This window comes from Novosphingobium sp. TK71 (genome assembly GCF_055361505.1).
In genome coordinates, this window is record NZ_JBSZKA010000001.1 from 1,281,854 (window position 1) to 1,301,861 (window position 20,008).

Sequence of the window (20,008 nt, forward strand, 5' to 3'; positions counted from 1 at the left end):
AAGGCAGGGACAATTCCATACAAAACTCGGTAACTGTATGTCCAAAAACTACCGTACAATCAAAAGGGCATGATAATGGTCCGGCTGCGTCGCGGAACCCGAACCGAAGCACTCATGGATGCAATCCGTGCGAAGATCGCAAGCCGCGCGATCGGCCCCGGGGATCGGCTGCCCTCTGTCCGCGGGTTTGCCGAGACGATGTCCGCGTCTCCATCCACCGTGGTCGAGGCCTATGACCGATTGGCGGCCGAGGGGGTTATCACCGCGCGTCGAGGCTCAGGCTTTTACGTGACGGGAGGCAGTATCCCACCGATGTCGGTCAGCGAGATGGGGCCACGCCGCGACCGGGCCGTTGACCCATTCTGGATTTCCCGCCAATCGCTCGACGCCGATACTTCCATGGTCAAGCCGGGCTGCGGATGGCTGCCAACGGACTGGATGCCCAATGCAGCACTCCGCAAGGCGTTGCGATCGCTGGCACGCGGCGAGGATGCGAAGCTGACCGAATATGGCAGCGCGCGTGGTTCCCCGGCGCTGCGCCGTCTGCTTCTCGGTCGTTTCGCCGAAGAGGGAATAGAAGCGAGCGCTGACCAGGTTCTGCTGACCGGATCCGGCACGCAGGCCATTGATCTGATCTGCCGCTTTCTGCTGCATCCCGGCGACACAGTGCTGGTCGACGACCCCGGCTATTTCAATTTCCAGGCGCTGCTCCGCGCTCACCGTGTGAAGCTGGTCGGCATTCCATACACGCCCACCGGTCCCGACATAGCGGCATTCGAGGCGGCGCTGATTGCACATACGCCAAGGCTCTATATTACCAACTCCGCGCTCCACAATCCAACCGGGGCCAGTATCTCCCACCAGTCGGCGCACCGACTGCTGAGCGCTGCCGAAGCCCATAACCTCACGATCGTGGAAGACGATATCTTCGCCGATTTCGAACCATCGCCGTCGCCGCGTCTTGCCGTTCTGGACGGGCTCGACCGGGTCATCCGCATAGGAAGCTTCTCCAAGACCCTCTCCGCATCCGTGCGCTGCGGCTATATCGCTGCGCGTCGCGACTGGATCGAGGGGTTGATTGATCTTCAGGTTGCGACGAGCTTCGGCGGGCCCAGTCCGGTGGCAACAGAGTTGATCGCCGATGTGCTGGCGGGTGGAAGCTACCGAAAGCATATGGCCGAACTCCGACAGCGATTGGCACAGGCGCGGGACCGCACCGCTGCACGTTTGGCGAAGCTGGGAATCGTGCCATGGCTCATGCCGCGAGGTGGCTTCTATCTATGGTGCCGGCTGCCTGGAGACCTTGATTCTGCGGATATCGCCCGGCACTGTCTGGAGGCTGGCGTAGTGCTGGCCCCGGGCAACGTATTCAGCGTATCGCAGTCTGCGGCGCCGTTCATGCGTTTCAACGTGGCGCAGTCTGACGACCAACGGGTAGAGGACGCCCTCATTCAGGCATTGGATCAATCCGGCCGACAAGGGTGAAACTGCGGCATACGTCATTCGCAAGCTGAAATTGCCGGGACCGTTCCGAGAGATACAGGGACTGGTTCGAGACCTTCCGGTATTCCAGAATACTTGCCATCCACGCTGACGGGACGCTGGCGCCCGCGCGCGTGGATGCCTCCGAGATTGCAAGGTAATTTTCTGACTTTGCTCGGCAGAGCGCTTCATCGGTCGTGTGTCAGGCCTCCGATGTGGCTTGCTAACGCCAAGGGCCGTTATGCAGTTCGAACGATCCGGGCCACATCGGTTCAGCGAGCTTGGTTTGCTCTGGCACTGTGACTGGTTAGCCGTATCGTGAACATTGAAGTCCTTGCCGCATAGTATCAGTCGATCTCCTTGTCGGGACCGAGGCCCCGAGCGCTATGGCAGTTACGCCATCACGCCAAACGGTAGTCTTCCTCGCGGGTCATCATCGCCCAGATTGTCCGCGCCATTTTGTTTGCCAGTGCTACGGCGAACACCATCCTGGGCCGGCGAGCCATCATGCGGCCCAGCCAGTTGTCGGGGAGAATGCCTTTGCGCGCGATCCATCGTATCCTGCTCATCGCACCGACGACGAGAAGTTTTCGAATGTCGCTTTGACCCATTTTGCTCATGGACCCGAGGCGGGATTTTCCGCCCGTTGATCGCTGCTTCGGCACGAGGCCGAGCCATGCCGCAAAGTTCCTGCCGCTGGCGAACGTCCGCAGATCTGGTGCAAACGCCATGATCGCACCGGCGGTCACCGGGCCAACGCCCGGCACCGTGCAAAGGCGGCGAAGCTCGGCGCTGACCGCCATGGCTTCCCGTAGTCTGCGTGAAAGCTCGTCGATCTTCGCGGACAGGGTGTCGATATGCTCGAGGTAGAGGCCTGCGATCTCCCGGATACTGGAAGGCACGTCGACATCCTCGTCGTCCATGGCTGCGCGGATTTCCTTCAGATGAGGAATCCCTTGGGGGAACACCAGGCCGAACTCGGCCAAGTGTCCTCGTAGCGCGTTGATAGTCTGCGTTCGCTGGCTCACAAAACATTGATGGGTGCGATAGGCCACAGCCCTCGCCTGATGTTCCGCGCTTTTGACCGCAACGAAATGCAGGTTCGGGCGTACAGCGGCTTCGGCAATGGCCGCCGCGTCTGCAGCGTCGTTCTTCTGCCGCTTCACGAAAGGCTTCACGTAGATTGGCGGGATCAGCCGAACCTCATGACCTTCTGGGTGTCAGATACGAAGTCGAGGCTCCAGCGCTGGTTTGGCCCTGTGGCATCGTCATGGATGCTCGCGTGCCTAAGGCCCTCTTGCGGCCACCGCGCCGGCGCACCTGTAGGCGTTCCTCTCGATACAGCCGCCGAAACTTCTTGTGGTTCATTGTCCATCCTTCTCGGCACAGCAGCCAGTGCAAGCGGCTATAGCCAAACCGGCGAGGCAGCCCGGCCAACTCGCGGATGCGTGCCCGTGCCGCAGCATCGTCCGGTCGGCGGCTGTCGTAGCGCACGCTCGTTCGATCTACGCCCAGAGTCTCGCAAGCCCTGCGCCGGCTCACCTCGGAAACCTCCTGGAGATGACCCACCGCCTGACGCTTCGCTCCAGGCGTCAGAACTTTTTCAGGCTGATCTCCTTGAGCATGGCGTTATCCTGCATCGCATCAGACAGAAGACGCTTCAGCCGAGCGTTCTCCTCTTCCAGCGAACGCAGCCGCCGGGCTTCGGAGACATCCAGGCCGCCATTCCGGCCTCCTGCTCCTTCAACACCGCGATGATCTGTTCCTCGCTGAACCTGCTCCGCTTCATAGCCATCCGACTCCAAGGGCAGGACTCTACTCAAATCTGGAGGAAATCCACGGGCTCAGACCAGCTGGAGCTTTGCGCGCCATCGAGTTGACGCCACCCCATTTTTCAACGCTGCCCAGTGTCTGATCCGAGCAAATGAGGTGATGCTTGGGCGCTATGCCGAGATGACGAAATCATGCTTGCCAGATGGGGCTAATGGCGGCTTGATCCGGCGATGACCAATCGCCCTACAAAGTCGGTGCGCCCTGTCGATCAGGTTGCAGCCGGGAAGGCCTATTTTGCCGATCTGGGGCTTGATGTGAGCCACTTCGGCGCGATCTGGCACTTGTTCAAGGTGGGCCAGCTCATGGGGATCGACCTCAACCAGATAAGCGGGCAACATGGCCTGAGCATTGCCGACTTCCACCTGCTCAGCGCCCTGATGATGAACGATCCAGTGCCGATGCGGGCAACCGATCTCGCCAGCGCTCTCAACGTCACGAACGCTGCGCTGTCGGGTCGGGTCGCCAGGCTGGCGGAGCGGGGGCTGCTGACTTGCACGGAAGCGGCCGCCGATCGTCGCACGAAGATGTTGCTGCATACCAGCGAAGGGGCCGAGAAGGTGCGCTGCATCGGCAGCGACCTCGAGCATGCCGGACGGTTCGTGCATCACTATCGGCAGTTGCCGCAGGGCGATCGCGACGCACTGGAGCGGATCATCGCACAGTTGCACACGATGATGGACCGTGATTTTCTGCCGGTCACGCGGGGGGATAGTTAAGGGGTTGAACAATCCGGGATTGATACCGGCCGAGGGCATCGGCCAGGAAGCGGCCATCTTGCCGCAACACTGGATCACGCCCCATGGCCTGCAATGCCGACGTTCTTTTCCGCCCCCTGCGCATCGGGTCGATGACCCTGAAAAACCGCATTGTCATGGCGCCGATGACGCGCGGTTTCGCCATCGATGGAGCTGTCGGCGCTGCGCATGCCAACTATTATCGCAAGCGCGCTGAAGGCGGCGTGGGGCTAGTCGTGACCGAAGGCGTCGTGGTGGACCGGCCGGCCTCTCGGAACGAGCCCAATGTGCCCAGGTTCTACGGCGACGATCTGGAAGGATGGGGTGATGTCGTCGGCGCGGTCCATGGTGCCGGCGGTGCGATAGCGCCGCAGATCTGGCACACTGGCGCGGTCCGGAGCAGCAGTATGGATTGGGAACCTGACTTCACGGTGGAAAGCCCTTCGGGCCTTATCGCACCGGATCAGGCACGCGGCGACACCATGAGCGAGGAAGCCATTGCCGATACCGTCACCGCCTTTGCCCGGGCGGCAGCGGATGCCAAGCGTCTCGGCTTCGATTGCGTGGAAGTCCATGGCGCCCATGGTTACCTGGTCGACCAGTTCTTCTGGGCAGGTACCAATCTGCGCGATGACCGCTATGGCGGCCCCACACTGAAGGAGCGGTCGCGCTTCGCGGCTGAGATCATTGCCACGATCCGCGCCGAGGTCGGGCCCGATTACCCGCTGATCCTGCGCGTCAGCCAGTGGAAGCAGCAGGACTACAGCGCACGCCTGACACAGACCCTCGAAGCGATGGCGGACTGGCTCGTACCGCTGGTCGAAGCCGGTGTGGATGTGCTGCACTGTTCGCAGCGCCGGTTCTGGGAGCCCGAGTTTCCGGAAGCGGACGGCGCGCAGGGCCTCAACTTCGCAGGATGGGCGAAGAAGCTGACCGGTGCACTGACGATAAGCGTCGGATCGGTTGGGCTGGACGGCGATTTCCTTCAGGTATTCAAGGGCCAGCATTCTGAGCCTGCAAGCATCGACAGTCTGGTCGAACGCATGGAGCGTGACGAGTTCGACATGATCGCGATCGGCCGCGCGCTGATCACCAATCCCGACTGGGCCCACAAGGCACAGACCGGCCGGTTTGACGAAATGGTTCCCTTTTCAACGGATGCCCTCGCGCAATTCGTCTGACGCGCAGGCGGGTGATCGAGCTGCCGTTAGACCGCAATCGGAGAGAGATGATGAAATTCGAAACCGCAGACCTGACCCCGCGCATCGGCACGGAGATCAAGGCCAGCAAGCAGGATCTGCTCCAAGGGGGCCTGGGCGAGGATATACGGGAACTGCTGGAACAGCGCGGGGTTCTGCTGTTTCGCGAACTGAACCTGACCGATGACGAGCAACTCGCTTTCGCCCGGACCCTCGGCGAGGTGATCGACCAGGGCATGAAGGGCATCTACAAGATTTCGCTCGATCCCGCGCTGAATGACACCGCCGATTACCTCCATGCCACTGTCCACTGGCATGTCGACGGTGCTCAGGACATGGTGCCAACACGGGCTTCGCTGCTGACCGCGCGCGTATTGTCCAGAATCGGCGGCCAGACCGAATTCGCCAACACTTACGCCGCCTATGACGATCTCCCGGCAGATCGAAAGGCAGAGGCGGACAGCCTGCGCGTGGTCCACTCGCAGGAATACATCCAGCGCGCGATGCATCCCGATCCGAGCGAGGCGCAACTGGCTCGCTGGCGCGAGCACCCTGAACAGGTTCATCCGATGGTCTGGACGCATCGATCGGGGCGCAAGTCCTTGCTGCTGGGCCTCACCGCTGGCCGCATCGACGGGATGAGCGAGGAGGAAGGCCGCAGGATCATCGATGACATGCAGGCATGGGCCACCCAGCCGCAATTCGTCTATCGCCACGAATGGACATCGGGTGACCTGATCATTTGGGACAATACCGGCGTGATGCACCGCGTCGAGGCCTATCCGGCCGACAGTGGCCGCCTGCTCAGCCGGACGACCCTTGTCGGTGAAGAACCCATCGCCTGAACACGGGAGACCCTACCGATGCCTGCCTATATCATTGTCTATCGCGAAAGCCCTGTGCAGGACGAGACTGCGATCGCGGAATACTCCCGGCGCAATCGGGAGAGCGCGGCAGCCTTCCAGCAGCAATTCGGAATCCGTCCTCTGGTGGTCTACGGCACCTCTCAGGCACTGGAAGGCGACAATCCCGACGGCGTCGTCATGCTGCAGTTCCCCTCAATCGAAAAGGCAAGGGCCTGGTACGCAAGCCCTGCCTACCAGGAGGCGCTAGCCTTCCGGAAAAATGCAGCCGAGTGGCGCGTCGTCATCGTCGAAGGCCTTCCGGAATGATGAGCGCCAGCGCACTTCAGAACGGCCAGCGGATATCGAACTTGCCGGAAGAGCAGTGGACGCCGGAAGTCGAGGCGCTATTTCCGCTCATGCTTCCGCCCGGTTCGACCACCACGGGTTCGGACTTCAACTCGATCCTGCTCTTGGCGCACCGGGGCTCGCTGATCCCTGGCTCCGCTTCAACGCCAAGGTCGCGGAAGGCTTCGTACTTTGTGCGTGGTATAGGGAAATCGCGATCTCGCGCGTCGCGTGGCGGCGGGCCTCCGATTACGAATGGATCCATCACACGCTTTCGGCAGCGCGCGCCGGCTTGACCAAGGCGAATCTCGATGCGCTGCAGAACGACGATGCCGATGACCAATGGTCCGGCCTGGAAATCCTGCTGATACGCGCCACCGACGAGATCTACGCGGAGGGTGGCATAGCGCCACAGACGCTCGCCCAACTCGTGGAGCATTTCACAACGCAGCAGGTCATCGAACTGGTCTTCGTCATCGGGGCCTACATTGCGCTCGCCGCCATTCTCAACACGGCTGGCGCCGAAATCGAGCCTCGGATCATGCAGCAAGCAAAGGCTGCCGGCTTCCCACGGCTCGTGCTTATCTGAGGCGTCACCTCGGGAACCGGGCAATGACGCAAGGCGAACAGCGCCATGGCCGCGCAGGCATCTGCTCGCTGGAACGGCGCTCTGGCCCTGATAAACCAAGACGGCAGCAACGCGCCCAAGTCGGTCATACCGCAAGACAGGGCCATCTCCTGAAACCAGTCGTAGCCAGACTTTCGGAAAGCGGGAAAAATACAGTGTCAGTTGAGACTCGCGCAGGGGGCGCATCCAACGCTAGTACGCAACGCCCAACGACGGCGGTCAGACAGCGATTGTCCAAGACGAAACTGACCCTGCTCCTCTCTGAGCTTCCGCGATCCAGCAAAGCAACATCAATCCGTTCTGACTGACATAAGAACTGCCGGGAGGCATGACTTCAATGCCAGCCCGCGCCGGCGCGGGTGCGGCGGTGGATCGGGAGCGTCGATACGGTCATGCAATGGTCCCCGTCAGGTTATGAGGAACTCAACTGGCACGACCAGTTCTATAGCTTCGCCCTTCACATCCTCTGGCGGCTTGGGCAGCGGCTGCGCCCGCTTCGGAAGCGCCAAAGCCTCGTTGTCCAGCGAGCGGACACCTGACGAGCGCTCCAACCTGACCGACAGTACCTTGCCCTGCCGGTCCATGGCGAAGCGGATGTACGGAACGCCCTGCTGCCGTGCGAAATGGGCGTCTCGCGGATAGCGCTTCACCTTGTCGAGGGCGCCGAGGACGAGGCCCTGCCATGTCGGCCTGCCGCTCGAAACTTGCGGGGCGGGCGGCACGGGCTTGCTGGCTGGCGCCGTAGTATCCTTCACCGGAGGGCCGGGATCGGGCGGCACGAGTTTGGCAGGCGGCGTTGCTGCCACGACATTGGCGGTCGGAATGACGATCTTCGGCGCTTCGATCTCGGGTACTTGAGGCTTCGGGACGGGCTTGTCCTTCTTCACCTGCTCCGGCCCTGGCGGCACTTCGCGAACGGGTTCGGGCGGAGCAGCCGGGCGTGCGACATTGAACGCCGTCAGCGTCGCAGGCGGCGGCATGGCCGTATAAGTCTGCCAGGTCAGGAACAGCCCAGCAAGAATGGCCAGGCCGATCGCGCTTGTCCCGCCCAATCCGACCAGACGCGTGGTCAGCGAATCCGTTTGGTCCGCGTAGCGAAAGGTTCTTGAATCGCTCGCAAATCGCCAGCCGACAGTGTCATCTCGCGCAGGGTCACACTCCTCGGGTAGCGCAGGGCTGTCCGAGGAGGGTGACAGTATAATCGGCTTGTTGGATGGCACTTAGAAACGTCCGCGCACCGTTGCCATCACGCTGCGCGGATCGCCGTAGAACAATCCGCCGAAGTTGTTCGAGGTCGGGATCGACTGGTAGTAGGTCTTGTCCAGCAGATTGTTGACGTTGAGACCCAGTTCGACCGCTTCACTGACATCATAGCGCGCGTGCAGTCCAACCAGCGCGTAACCGCCCTGCTTGATCGTATAGCTTGCGGTCTGGGTATACATCTTGCTCTGGACATAAAGGTCGCCGCCCAGCCGCATGCGGTTGAAGCTGCCCGGCAGGCGGTAGTCGGTCGAGAACTTGAACAGCTTGCGCGGAATGCGGGTGTTGTAGTCCGTCCCCTTGTTGACGCCTGCGACATATTCGGGATCGCTATAGGTGAAGCCAAGCGTCGCGTTCCAGTCCGGCAGCGGAGAGCCGGAAACCTCGACTTCAAAGCCGCGGTTGCGTACGCGCCCGCCTTCGACGTAGCAGGTGGACGTACCGGTGACGCCGCACGTCTTGTCCGCCGTCGTGGCCTCGGGCATGTTGAGCAGGCTGGATTGGAACACCGCCAACGATGCATTCAGGCGCCCGTCGAAGTATTCGCCCTTTACCCCGGCTTCGTAGTTCTGTCCCTGGATCGGATCAAGCAGCGTATTGCCCGCGCTGTAGTAGCTCTGCGTCTTGTAGACTTCCGTGTAGCTGACGTAGAGCGAATGGTGGTTGTCGAGATCGTAGACAACCCCGGCGTAGGGCAGGAACCGGGCTTTCGAGCTGTATTCGTCGTTCACGTAAGGGCTCAGGACGGTGTAGCTCGACCAGCTCAGGCGTGCGCCGAGAATGGCATGAAGCCCATCGGCCAGAGCCAGACGGGTCGAACCGTAAAGGCCGCCTTCCTTGCGGTTGTAATTGTAATAAGTGCTGGCGGTGTTGAGCACCGGGGCTGTGATCGACGCATAGTCATAGTCGGTGATGTCGACGGTCGGCGTATTGGATGCGGTGTGGATCGTGAAATCGAACTTGTCGCGCCGCAGGCTGCCGCCAAGGACTAGCTGATGCTCGCCGCCCAGCAGCCGGTAATGGCCGGTGGCATAGACGTCGAGCCCCACCTGCCGGTCCCGGTAATCCACGTCGGAGACCACCAGCCGGTAGATGTCGCCAGAGGAACGTGCCGGATAGGACGAGCGAAAGTCCGCGTCCGACCAGATCGCGCTGGGGGCGACCACGATCTTCCAGTCGCTGCCGATCTGCTGTTGCAGTTCGCCGAAGGCCGAATAGTTGCGGCGCTTGAGATAGGCCCACTTGCCCGCCAGCGAGGCCGAACGCGGCAGATCGTAGAACGCACCGCTGACGTCGGTGTTGAGCCCGCCCCAGTCGTAGCCGTGGTTGTAATCGCGCTGCGCGGTGCCGCCGACGCGCAGCAACGTGCCGGGGGTAAGATCGGCTTCCGCCGTCAGGTACAGCAGGCGATTGTCCCTGCTGGCGCCGTCACGGTAACTGCCCGCGTTGTTGTAGAAAGCCACGGCGCGCGCGCACGTCGCCGCCCTTGGTGATCGGCCCGGAAACGTCCACCTGCCCGCGATAGTTGGACCATGATCCAATGCCTGCCTCGACACCCAGTTGAAAGTCGCGCGTCGCCCGCTTGCGCACGAGATTGATCGCTGCGGAAGGATTGCCGGTGCCTTGCAACAGCCCGTTGGCACCGCGCACCACCTCGACCCGGTCGTAGATCGCCATGTTCGCGGTGGACATCACGTCCATCGAGTAGTTCTCGGAAATGTTGCTCGGAATTCCGTCGAACTGGATATCGGTGATCTCCGATCCGCGCGCGTAATAGGTCGAGCGGTCGGTCCCGAGCTTGGTATAGGTAATCCCCGTCGTGGTGCGGGCAATATCGTCGAGCGACTGAACGTTCTGGTCGTCCATCTTCTGGCGCGTGACGACCGAGACCGACTGGGGCGTCTCCCGCGGGGAGAGAGCCAGCTTGGTGGCGGTCGAGGTGCTGCGTACGGTGTAGGAACGGGTTCCCTCGCTCACGGCAGGATCGCTGGTCCGTCCAGCCAGGCTGCCGCCGTTTCCGCCATCACTGCCCTGAACCTGCACCGGCCCAAGCTGGATGGTGCCATCCGCGGTTCGAGGTGCAGCCTCCAGCGTGAAGGCGCGCGGCCCGGTCTGGCGGAAGGTCACCCCGCTACCGGCAAGAATGCGCGAAAGGCCTTCCGCCGGGGCAAAGCTGCCCTTGAGACCGGGACTTGAAACGCCCGCTGTCAATTCGGCGCGATAGGCCAGTTCGACACCGGCCTGCCGGGCATAGCTGTTGAGAACATCGGCCAGCGCGCCGGCGGGAATATCGTAGCTCCGGGCTTCTTGCGCCAGCGCCGGAGCGGCGATCCCGGCCGAAAGCCCCATCGTCGTACCGGCAAGGAGTACGGCGGCCATCAGCCTGCCGCTCGCGCGCTGCCCGCCGCGCGCCTTTGTCGAAATCTTCACTCTGGATAATCCCCGAACGTCGTTGAACTCGAGGCGTTATTGCTAATGCGAACGCCTTGCATCTATGACGATCATGGTTTGCGAAACGAGAGCTCAGGTTGAAAATTTTTTCGCCTGACCGGAAAATCAGCTGAAAATCAAGATCATGCGGTCAGTGAGCTGGGCCGAACGCAGCCCCAGAGAGCTGCGGAGTTGAGCGATGGCCGCAACCGGATCGTCGATGTGGAACACCCCGCTGACGCGCAAGTCACGCGCCGCACCGACTACCCCCAGATAGCCTCGATGGTAGCGCCCGATCTCGGCGACGACCTCGCTGAGCGGCGCATCCTTGAACACCAGCGCTCCTTCGGTCCACGCCATGGCATCGTCCGGGTTGACCGTGAATGCAGGGCCGATCCCTGCTGCGGGCCCATAGGAAAGGCTCTTGCCTTCGTGCAGGACGGCAGAGGTGCCGTCCTCGGCCGGATAGCGAATGCGCACCTTGTGTTCGGTGACGGTTACACGCGTTTCGGCGCCGTCGCGCCGGACGAGGAAACGGGTGCCGAGCGCCGTCGTCGATCCCGCGCCCGCCTGCACGCGGAACGGGCGCGATGGATCGGGTGCCACGGTGAATGCAGCCTCGCCGGTCAGTAGCCGGACCACGCGGCGGTTGCCTGCAAATTCGAAAGCCACTGCGCTGTGTGTCCCCAACTGCATCGTGGAACCATCGGCAAGTCGCATCGTGCGCCTCTCGCCGGTTCCGGTCATCGCGTCAGCCTGGAGCATCGTCATCCAGCCCTGCGCCGACCAGACCAACGCAAAAATGAGGCTTGCGGCGATCGCGGAAATTGCCCAGCGCCGCCGCACGCGTGCCCCTGGCCGAGCGAGCCTTCGGGTCTTGCGAACGGGCTCTTGCGGCAGGGATGCGCGCAGCGCCGGAGTCTCGGGCACGGCGCCCATCTGCATCCAGAGGTCCTGCATCCGCGCATAGGCGCGCGCGTGTTCTGGATCTCGGGCCAGCCAGGCATCGCGCTCGGCTCGCTTTTTGGCAGGCAGTTCGCCGTCGAAATCGGCGGAAACCCAATAGGCCGCTTCATCGGCAAGCGAATTCGGCAAAGGCGCCTCGGTATCACGCGGCATACAGTCATTTCCCATGCGAAATTGCCGCCAATCTGCATTCCGCTTTCATCCCATGACGTTCGGCGCAAGCAAAACGATAGGGTGTCATCGCAGGATCGCTCATGCTTCGGCCGCGTCCGACAAAGCCCGATGGCACAGCACCAGGGCATGACGGATATGCTTGCGCACCATGTCCTGGCTGATCGACAACCGCTCCGCTGCTTCCGAGACGCTCAATTCGTCGATCTTGACCAGCACGAAGACCTGTCGGCAGCGGAGCGGCATCGTATCGACTACCGCAGCAATCTGGCGAACTTTTTCCTGATCGAGCAGGCGCGTTTCAGCATTGGGATCCGGCGAAGCGACGCCGTGACCATCGGCTTCCTCGACAAACAGGGCTGCCTGTCGCCGCGCGGCGCGTAGATGATCCAGCGCCAGGTTCGAGGCGAGGCGGAACAGGAAGGAGCGCTTGTTGATGATCGGCGGATCGTCTTTCACGCTCTGCACGCGCAAATATAGGTTCTGCGCGACATCCTCTGCTGCCGCGACGCTGCCCACCATCCTCGCCAGCCAGCGCACCAGGGCGGCGCGCTCGGTGGTCAGCAGACGGGATAGCAAGGCGGAGTTGCTCGACATGGCGAAATGCGCCCTATCGATGTTGCGAATGAATCGCAACTGCGTGGGTACAGCGACACTTTTGACAGCGCCAAGAGCATAACATTCAGCAATGTGACCACGCTCAAGCACTAATTTGATAGCGTTATACTCTGAGCGAAGCTTTATCGCACATTCTGCCCTGCCTTTTAGCGACCGGCAGCTATCTCACTTTCACTTCTCCAAACGCGACAGTACTCTGTCGGCCAAAAAAAGTCATTCGAATGCTCTCTGCAACATTTCTAGCGCCGTTCAGATATTATCGGGACGCTGGTACAAATGCATCCAAGGTCCAGTTTGAAGAGCTATATCAGGGATACTTAGGTCTCGCCGCGCACCATAAAATCTACTCCCAATCGGTCGCAAGACAATGCCTGAACTTCGGAATGCAGGTAATCTACACGCCCCGCAATCCAAGCCAGCTCGTCTTCAGAGATCCGATATTGGCGATCGTATCGCGACTTCACGTAGGAGTCGTGCAGCCGCTTGAAGCAGCGTTTTTCCGACTTCGTTTCGCTAGGCCACGCCCTCGCCAACGCAGGCACGATGTCCTCGCTTCGGTCACGAAGCCAGGTAACGTTTTGCGATCGCGGACTGTCTCCCGTCAGCATATACAGTACGGTGTGGTACAGGACCTCCGTCACCTGATAAAATTGGAAGACCGCCCGATTGAGCCACTTGCGGGCGAGCGAAATCTGGGCAAACTCCAGGAATTCGCTCGCGCTGGAGAACCAGTAATCGAAATCCGCGCGACGCTCCTGAAGCACGGCAGCGTGGTCCGGCACCATTGGCAATGACAGGGGATGGCCTGGTAGTTCGTAGAGTACTGTGCCGTCAGCCACCGCCCCACACACAAACGATTTACCGTGCGACAGATCGCGGTGGACCGACTTGATACCGCGGATCGACAGGCTGACCGGTACGGCAAGTTGCCGCGTGATGGCATGTTCACGCATGAGTCGATCTTCTGCATGCAATGGAAAGTCGGATTTTTGCGCAAGCCGGTCATCGCTAACCACCACAAGGATCGAGTACTTTGGCGTACGCCCGCCCGGTAACTCCCGCGTTCCAGTACCGCGTGCATAGGCGCCGAACAGGATGACTTTCAAAATGCGTCCCTGTCGTTTCCATTCCTGCGTGGATAGGACCAGCGAGTTCGCGAGTTCGAAAAAGAGAAATTCTAGTACGAGCTGGAGATCGGGTCGAATTTCCTGTGGGAGATTATCGAGATCAGTCAGCATGTTTCACCAATCGCTATGCGCATCCGCCCGCCATGAGACCATAGCGACGACCTGGACGAAAGGGAGTTAACACTCGTCAATTCGTGCCGAACCGCGCTCTCATCTTTTTCGAGACCGAGAGCGCGTAATCTCGGCCCCTCCAATCGGTCGGGCTGTGATACGCGCCGATTGCCCTCCAATAGTCGCGATTTGCGCTGAGCTCTGCCAGAAATATCCAGCGCGCGATTTGGACATTGAAGCAAGCATCCTGGATGAGCCAGGCCCTGACTGTCTCTGGAGGCTTGTGGATGAGAGCAGAGAGCTTTGGGATCCACCAGGTGTTGATCTGCATCGGCCCAAGGTCATGCGTCCCGTTGGTGTTTGGAACCTCGGCGCCAATCCAGCCAGCTTCCTGATCCCGCAGCCCCCACAAAGTGCGCTCCAGCCATTCTCGCCCAGAGGCAGCCTCGCGAATGCACCGGCCGATCAGGGCTTTCTGCTCCAGGTTCCGAGTGGGACGCGCACCCGCTCCATTTGGAACCAGTGCCGCGACAAGGACGGCAACGCCCAAGCTTAGCATAACGGGTTTACCGATCACGGCCGTCTCCATTGTGAGGTGCCGCACTTTCGCTCGGGCCGGTTGATCGGACCTGTATTTCGGGTGCAACATCGCCCGAACGACCATGGGTGAAGATCGACTGGATCCATGCATCGAGAATTGCCGCTGCGGAACGCCCCCGCTCGGTGAGACTTGCGGCAAGCCCCTCGCGCCCTCCCCACCCGGCTGAACTCCGTTGTGCAGCAAGCCGAAGTTTGCGCTGGTACCGCTCGTTCGCTTGTTCCTCCCTCATGCGCGCCCATCGCTCCGAATGGCGCGGTGACCTGCCCCTCAGGCTGTCGCGCTCGACGCGGCCCAGCCCCTCCAGGGCGGAGGTCTTTTCGCCCGACCTCACGGTCAGGAATTCGGCAAGCTTGTCCCGATCCTGGGTCCATAGCTTTACCCCGAAGCGGGCCCGGGTGATCGCGGTGTAGTAGTTCTTGCCGTTTACCAGCGGCGAACCAAGTGGCGCCAGCACATAGACCCTGTCGTACGTCTTCGACTGAGCCGCGTAGATCGTCTCCGCGTACCCGTGGTCCCAGGTCTTGTGATGATCCAGATCGATTGATTGCCGCCGGCCATCGCGGTCCCATCGAATGGTTGCGCGGCTGCCTTCGAGCGCCTCGACCGTTCCCCGCTCGGCATTCTTGATGTCGAGATCGTGGTTCACCAGGCGCCACTGGATGCGATCGCCACGCGTCAGTTCCCGGTCCTCCACATTGAAGACGTTGACCCGCTGCGGGCGCCCCAGTCGCGGATTCCAGCGGACCGTCCGACCGTGTTCATCGGCAAGCTCGAGCACCTGCCGCTCGGCATCATCCGTAACCATGCGCACGACACGGTATTCACCCTCGCGCACGATCCCGGACCGGTGATCTCCGCGCGAAAAGGTCAAGACCTGCCCACGGCTGTAGAACCTAGCATAGCGCTTCTCGGCATCGGATAGTCCCGCCGGCGTCAGCACCGAGAGACTTGCATCCTCGGCACCAATCGCTTCCTCGGTTCGGAGCGCCTCGCGCACTTTCGTGTTCACGATGAGCCGCGTAGCGTTGTCCAGCACCAGGATGTTGGTTGTGGTTCGGGTTTCGGGTTTGAGCCTCGTCCATTCCCGAACCAGGCTTTGCGCGAGTTCCTCGGGTTTCTCCTGCGTCAGGACCTTGTCGAGATTGGCAAGCGAACCGGCATAGTCTCCGCTACGAGCGAGCGCGACCGCAGCTTTCATCGCCCTGGTTTCCTGACGGACGGACACCATGAGGTCGACCCGCGACAAGCCCAACTGCTGCATCAGCCAGAAAGGTTTCCCCTGCTCGATGGCACCTGTCTGACGGTTGTCGCCAAGCATGATGAGCCGCGCACCCGAGAGCCGGCTCAGCTCCAACAGCCGTATGGCTTGCCGGTTGCCAAGCTGCCCGGCCTCATCGAGGATCAGCACCGAGTTCTCGTCCAGGCCCCGCCCTCCCCGCGCGAGAAGACTGGCGACGGTACGGCTCTCGATGCCGGCCCGCCCACCAAGTTCGGCAGCGGCGGACGAGGTAGGGGCCAGGGCGATCATGGTGAAACGCTCGTCGCTGGCACGGCGGAGAGCTCCCACGAGTGTCGATTTACCGGCGCCGGCGACGCCATGGACACCGACGAGGCGATCCGGGCTTGTTCCCAGATGCCGAAGGCCTCCCTGCTGCGCCGCGGTAAGTCCGTGTTCGGCGCTCGCTTCGACCAGCCGGGCGTCCACCGCAAGCGGGGCGGCATCGTTCAAGGCCAGAGCCAGGTGGTCGGACAAGGCCAGTTCAAGGCGGGCGGTCCTGCGCGTAGTGCGCCCGCGGGTGAGTACCAGATCTCCTGTGGGCTGCTGCGCCTTCAGCAGCTTACGCCGCCCCTCGTGCTCCTCTGCAAGAGGCCGGATATCGGAAAGGCGAACTTCCCCCAGGTGCGAAGCGAGCCCCGCCCGCAAGAGCTGTCCGAGGTTATTGACCGCTTCCCTGCCTTCGGAATGGCGCAGACCGAACAACATGGCGCGCGCCGAGACAGCATGGGATGGCTCAAGCATCCGTGGGCCACGCTCTTCGGCTGTCTCCCTCGCCCCTTCGAGCGCCTCCCGGTGCGGCCCGAGGCGAGCCTTCCATTGGCCTCGAAGATCCTCGAGGGTTGCGCGCGCCTTGGGGCCCCGGGTTTCGTAGAACGATTTGCGCCGTGCAGCCTGGCCTTCGAGCCCATGCTCCTTCGCATGGGCGTCGATCTGTTCGGCGCGCTGCGACATCTCGCTCACCAGATCCTGGGGGAATCCGCGGATCTCGAAGAGACCCCGCCTGGGATCGAAATCGACTTCATAGCCAAGCTCTCGGATCCGGTGAGCGAGCTCATTACGATAGACCTGCCCGGCAACCATCTGCTCGGCGTACATGGCCCGGGTTTCGAGGCTCACGAACTGCTCCCCTTCCCCTCGGTTGGTTACGTTCATGATGACCACGTGAGTATGGAGATGAGGGTCAAGCTCGCGCGAGGCATGCTCCGTAAAGCGGGCGTAGACGAGGCGCCCCGTGGTCTCGTGGACCACTTCGCCGTCGCAACGGCGGCGCAGGGTCGCGTGTTCCTCGAGATAACCCAGAGCTTCGGTTACCGCCGTCTCGTGAGCGGCAACGATCCTCTCGTCCCCCATTACAAGCGCCATGATCGAAACCGACTTCGGCGCATTGACCGCAAAGTCCCAGCCGGGATGATGCTCGATGGTCCCGTCGCCTTTTCGAAGCCCCAGTTGCTGATCGCCGATCTTGCCTGCCAGCAGATCGCGCATCACGGCAGGGTCCACTTTGCCGCAGAGACCAAGCTCATCGGCGATCAGCCCGCCCCACTGCGAATGCTCACCCTCCCCTTTCGTGTAGTAATCCCCGACGGCGTAATAACGCGCGAGGTTCTTCGGCGTACCCTTGAGGCGGCGGGGATGGATCATGCCGGCCTCGACGCATCACGCGCGCCGGTGCGGCGACCGTGCTGATGAAGACGGAAGTCTGCCGGCTTGCCGAGAAGCATGAGGGGCTGCGTCGCGCTCGCCGACGGTGCCGCCTCGACTTCCCGCCTGTCACCTTGGAGGCTCTCCTCGGAACGTGTCACTGCGACCGCATCGAGAGGCAGCATCAGTGAGGAAGCGGCATCGGCGGTCGGAGTCTGACGACGTTTCGCTGAGCCACGCTTCGGAGGGGATGCCACTTCAGCAGCGACAAGGTCGGGAGCCGAAGGCTCCTCATGAACCGCCAGCCGAACCGGCGGATCGAGCTTCTCCTCGAAGGCAAAGGCGACGGACGGAACGTTGTGGAAGCTGTCCTCGAAGCGCACCACCGGAAGATCGCGCCCAAAGCGCAGATAACCCACCAGGTTGGGCAGGTTCGTCACTTCGGTATGCATGACCAATGGGCGGGTTACCTGCATGCGCGACAGGTTCACGCCGTCACGCATATCGTTGACGCCGTAGGACATGCCCTCGTTCGCCTCGACCTGTTCCACCTGTCCAAGGTTCTCGCTGACATGCTTGGCGGTCAGCGTGTCGTTTGCCCTCAGCGCGACCCACGTCGAACAGTATCCGGTAATCGCAGCAGCATCCTGTATCCCGTAGGTAGCCTCCAGCTGCGGGTAGCTCTGGTACCCCAGCACCCCGCAGCCTCCGTACTTCCGCGCGCGCGCCAGGAAGTCAGAAAGCGACGGCAGCTTGTGAAGCGACGGCAGCTCGTCGATGACGCAGTAGAGCCGACGATTACGGTCTGGGGTAAGGCTCATGATCGCGCTGATCGCAATGTCGAGCCAGACCGTGATCAGAGGGCGCAGCGAGGGCAGCTGATCCGCCTTCACGCTGATGAAGAGCCAGCTGTCGTCCTTCTCGTTTGCCACCCAATCGCGGATCGAGAGGCCATCGGCGGTATCGTCGAGGTAGGAGAAACTGCGCAACACCGAGGCCAGCTCGGCCTGGATGCCCGCCGAGGTTCGCTCTCCTTCCATGGAAATGAAGGCCGCGGCATCGGTGCCAGCGGCGAAGGCTGCAAGATCCTTCAGCTTTGAGCGCAGGAGAGTGTCGAGAAGGATCGAAACGAGCGTCCGTTCCTGGCGCGCGAGCTTGCGCATGACCGCAACCAGAGAGCCGCGCGCGGCCTTGGCCCAGAACGGATCACCCGACTTATCAGGGATCGTGGACTCGGCGATCTGGTCGTAGTGGTAGTCCCGCGGGACATCGACCCAAGGCGACCAGCGATCCGAACGAAGGTCTAGCGGGTTCAGCAGGACATCGATCCCAGGCCGATAGAACTTCTCCACGAAGGTCCCAGCAGTGTCGTAGACAATCGCGCGGCGCCCCGCGGAACGGATCCCTGCCAGCATCTTGACGATGATGTTGGTCTTTCCTGTCCCGGGCGCCCCACAGATCAGGATATGCTCCGGCTCGAAGGCATCGGGCACTCGTACTCCGCCGATTTCGAAGCTGCCACGCGCCTGCGCCCAGAGCGCCCGGCGCACTTGCCTGATGGTGCCGAAGCGGGCCCCTCGCAGGAACTGGTTGGACCCTAGTCCCCTCCCCATCCGGGTGAAGTAGAACCATGCCCAGAGCAGCGTGCCGAGGGCAAAGACGCCGGAGATGGCAGCCCCATGGAGGAGATACCCTTCGAACGCCCGCAAGGTGTCCTTGGCGACCTCGGCGTCCATAAGCCGCGCTGGTGTCGTCCAGTAGGGCTCACCGCTTTCGGTGTGGAACAGAATAGGCGTGGCATTACCCGGAACCGTGTCTCCCATCACGAGAGCCTGGCCGACCTTGGCAAGGACGAAGCGCTCGTACGCGCTGGAGCGCTCGAGCGCATACCAGACGATCCCGCCGATCCAGACCACCAGCCCGGCAAGGCAGGTCTGATAAAAGACCTGCGTGGTCATTCGGACATTGTGGACAGTGGCCTGCCCACCACGGGTCCAGGACCCGAGCGTGTCGTGGCGGAAGATGCTCACGTGCGGTCCTGCTCGGGATCGAGCAGCCCCCTGTCACGCAAGAGACGGCGCGCATCGCCCAGCCCTTCCTCGAGGAGGCTTGGTGCGCGGGCACCGACGGACTTCGCCAGGATCGCCAGCGTCTGGATTGCGGTTGCGTGAATTTCGTCGAAACGAGCGTGGTAGCCGGTGGGATCGTTGCCCTCAAAGCGCTCGAGGACATCGCGAACGTAGCCCGATGGAGTAGTGCCGAGAGTGGCCGCCTGATCGAGCAAGCGCTCGAACAGGTCGTCGGAGAGACGGATGGTAATCCTTGCCATGCGCAGGTCCATGCTGCGCCGGCACGTGGTGAAGCCTCACCTTGGTAGCAGAAAACCACGGATTTCTCAAGGTTTTGACGTGTCCGACACGTGCGACGATCGGTGCCAAGCCAGATCAATCACTTGGACCGCATCGGCTACCGCCGTGTCCGACACACCCGACATTCTGTGACCCACCGTCAGACCATAGGCGACGGTGCAAACCCCCGGAAACTTGAGCGATTCGCGCCGCAGCACCCGTGCGTACGGTGCATTACAAACGCCCCTGTGGCGTGCGTCGCTTCTACGCAGCGGCCTGCCCGCTGCGCTGCCACGTGCCGGAAGGCGCGGGGCTCCCCGGGAGGGGATCACTTGTTCTTCGCGGGCGGCAAGCCCGCAGCAAATCCCTCTTGCACGGCGTGCTCCGACG

At 62.0% G+C, this 20,008-nt stretch carries 16 protein-coding genes and 2 pseudogenes; 6 read left to right on the forward strand and 12 right to left on the reverse strand.

From position 1 onward, the window contains the following. The first annotated feature begins 75 nt into the window (after nt 1-75). The gene (locus ACXJ16_RS21645; RefSeq protein ID WP_463921900.1) at nt 76-1,485 is read left to right on the forward strand and encodes an aminotransferase-like domain-containing protein; all 1,410 of its coding nucleotides are present in this window, start codon (nt 76-78) and stop codon (nt 1,483-1,485) included. A 398-nt stretch (nt 1,486-1,883) separates the two neighbouring features. Here the strand turns inward: ACXJ16_RS21645 and ACXJ16_RS21650 are convergent. After that, a pseudogene (locus ACXJ16_RS21650) lies at nt 1,884-2,693 on the reverse strand (IS110 family RNA-guided transposase); the annotation flags it as partial. Between the two features lie 8 nt (nt 2,694-2,701). After that, nucleotides 2,702-3,271, reverse strand: a pseudogene (locus ACXJ16_RS21655) (transposase family protein); the annotation flags it as partial. A 214-nt stretch (nt 3,272-3,485) separates the two neighbouring features. Between ACXJ16_RS21655 and ACXJ16_RS21660 the strand changes: the two are divergent. From ACXJ16_RS21660 to ACXJ16_RS21680, 5 genes are all read left to right on the forward strand, one after another. After that, the gene (locus ACXJ16_RS21660) at nt 3,486-4,031 is read left to right on the forward strand and encodes a MarR family winged helix-turn-helix transcriptional regulator (protein ID WP_463921902.1); all 546 of its coding nucleotides are present in this window, start codon (nt 3,486-3,488) and stop codon (nt 4,029-4,031) included. Nucleotides 4,032-4,114: 83 nt separating this feature from the next. After that, the gene (locus tag ACXJ16_RS21665) at nt 4,115-5,230 is read left to right on the forward strand and encodes an NADH:flavin oxidoreductase (protein ID WP_185999947.1); all 1,116 of its coding nucleotides are present in this window, start codon (nt 4,115-4,117) and stop codon (nt 5,228-5,230) included. Nucleotides 5,231-5,280: 50 nt separating this feature from the next. Further along, the gene (locus tag ACXJ16_RS21670) at nt 5,281-6,093 is read left to right on the forward strand and encodes a TauD/TfdA dioxygenase family protein (RefSeq protein WP_463921904.1); all 813 of its coding nucleotides are present in this window, start codon (nt 5,281-5,283) and stop codon (nt 6,091-6,093) included. Nucleotides 6,094-6,111: 18 nt separating this feature from the next. Further along, nucleotides 6,112-6,420, forward strand: coding sequence for a DUF1330 domain-containing protein (locus tag ACXJ16_RS21675; protein ID WP_463921905.1), 309 nt, complete (start codon nt 6,112-6,114; stop codon nt 6,418-6,420). Between the two features lie 55 nt (nt 6,421-6,475). Continuing rightward, nucleotides 6,476-7,027 carry a carboxymuconolactone decarboxylase family protein gene (locus ACXJ16_RS21680; protein ID WP_054434586.1) on the forward strand — a complete coding sequence of 184 codons (552 nt, stop codon included), beginning with the start codon at nt 6,476-6,478 and terminating at the stop codon, nt 7,025-7,027. Between the two features lie 446 nt (nt 7,028-7,473). Here the strand turns inward: ACXJ16_RS21680 and ACXJ16_RS21685 are convergent, their stop codons facing one another. The 10 genes from ACXJ16_RS21685 to ACXJ16_RS21730 all read right to left on the reverse strand — a co-directional run bounded on the left by ACXJ16_RS21685 (nt 7,474) and on the right by ACXJ16_RS21730 (nt 19,599). Continuing rightward, entirely contained in the window at nt 7,474-8,046 is a 573-nt protein-coding gene (locus tag ACXJ16_RS21685) for an energy transducer TonB (protein WP_243692795.1), read from the reverse strand. Between the two features lie 240 nt (nt 8,047-8,286). After that, the gene (locus ACXJ16_RS21690; RefSeq protein ID WP_463921907.1) at nt 8,287-9,789 is read right to left on the reverse strand and encodes a TonB-dependent siderophore receptor; all 1,503 of its coding nucleotides are present in this window, start codon (nt 9,787-9,789) and stop codon (nt 8,287-8,289) included. After that, nucleotides 9,755-10,756 (reverse strand): TonB-dependent siderophore receptor, encoded by a 1,002-nt coding sequence (locus ACXJ16_RS21695; RefSeq protein ID WP_463921908.1) that lies wholly within the window; start codon nt 10,754-10,756, stop codon nt 9,755-9,757. The genes ACXJ16_RS21690 and ACXJ16_RS21695 overlap by 35 nt, the downstream gene beginning before the upstream one ends. Nucleotides 10,757-10,882: 126 nt before the next feature. Continuing rightward, a complete protein-coding gene (locus tag ACXJ16_RS21700; RefSeq protein WP_054434584.1) occupies nt 10,883-11,875 on the reverse strand; it encodes a FecR family protein in 993 nt (330 codons plus the stop codon). 99 nt (nt 11,876-11,974) lie between these two features. Beyond that, nucleotides 11,975-12,601, reverse strand: coding sequence for an RNA polymerase sigma factor (locus ACXJ16_RS21705; RefSeq protein WP_463921910.1), 627 nt, complete (start codon nt 12,599-12,601; stop codon nt 11,975-11,977). Nucleotides 12,602-12,828: 227 nt separating this feature from the next. Continuing rightward, complete coding sequence (locus ACXJ16_RS21710) at nt 12,829-13,749, reverse strand: HEPN domain-containing protein (protein ID WP_463921911.1); 921 nt, start codon at nt 13,747-13,749, stop codon at nt 12,829-12,831. A gap of 76 nt (nt 13,750-13,825) precedes the next feature. Further along, the gene (locus ACXJ16_RS21715) at nt 13,826-14,326 is read right to left on the reverse strand and encodes a lytic transglycosylase domain-containing protein (RefSeq protein ID WP_231635441.1); all 501 of its coding nucleotides are present in this window, start codon (nt 14,324-14,326) and stop codon (nt 13,826-13,828) included. Then, nucleotides 14,316-17,270, reverse strand: coding sequence for a MobF family relaxase (gene mobF, locus ACXJ16_RS21720; RefSeq protein ID WP_463921912.1), 2,955 nt, complete (start codon nt 17,268-17,270; stop codon nt 14,316-14,318). Before mobF ends, ACXJ16_RS21715 begins: the two co-directional genes overlap by 11 nt. Then, nucleotides 17,267-19,300, reverse strand: a complete 2,034-nt coding sequence (locus tag ACXJ16_RS21725; protein ID WP_463921914.1) for a type IV secretion system DNA-binding domain-containing protein — start codon at nt 19,298-19,300, stop codon at nt 17,267-17,269. Before ACXJ16_RS21725 ends, mobF begins: the two co-directional genes overlap by 4 nt. Next, nucleotides 19,297-19,599, reverse strand: a complete 303-nt coding sequence (locus tag ACXJ16_RS21730; protein ID WP_443478315.1) for a hypothetical protein — start codon at nt 19,597-19,599, stop codon at nt 19,297-19,299. The genes ACXJ16_RS21725 and ACXJ16_RS21730 overlap by 4 nt, the downstream gene beginning before the upstream one ends. Between the last annotated feature and the right edge of the window lie 409 nt (nt 19,600-20,008).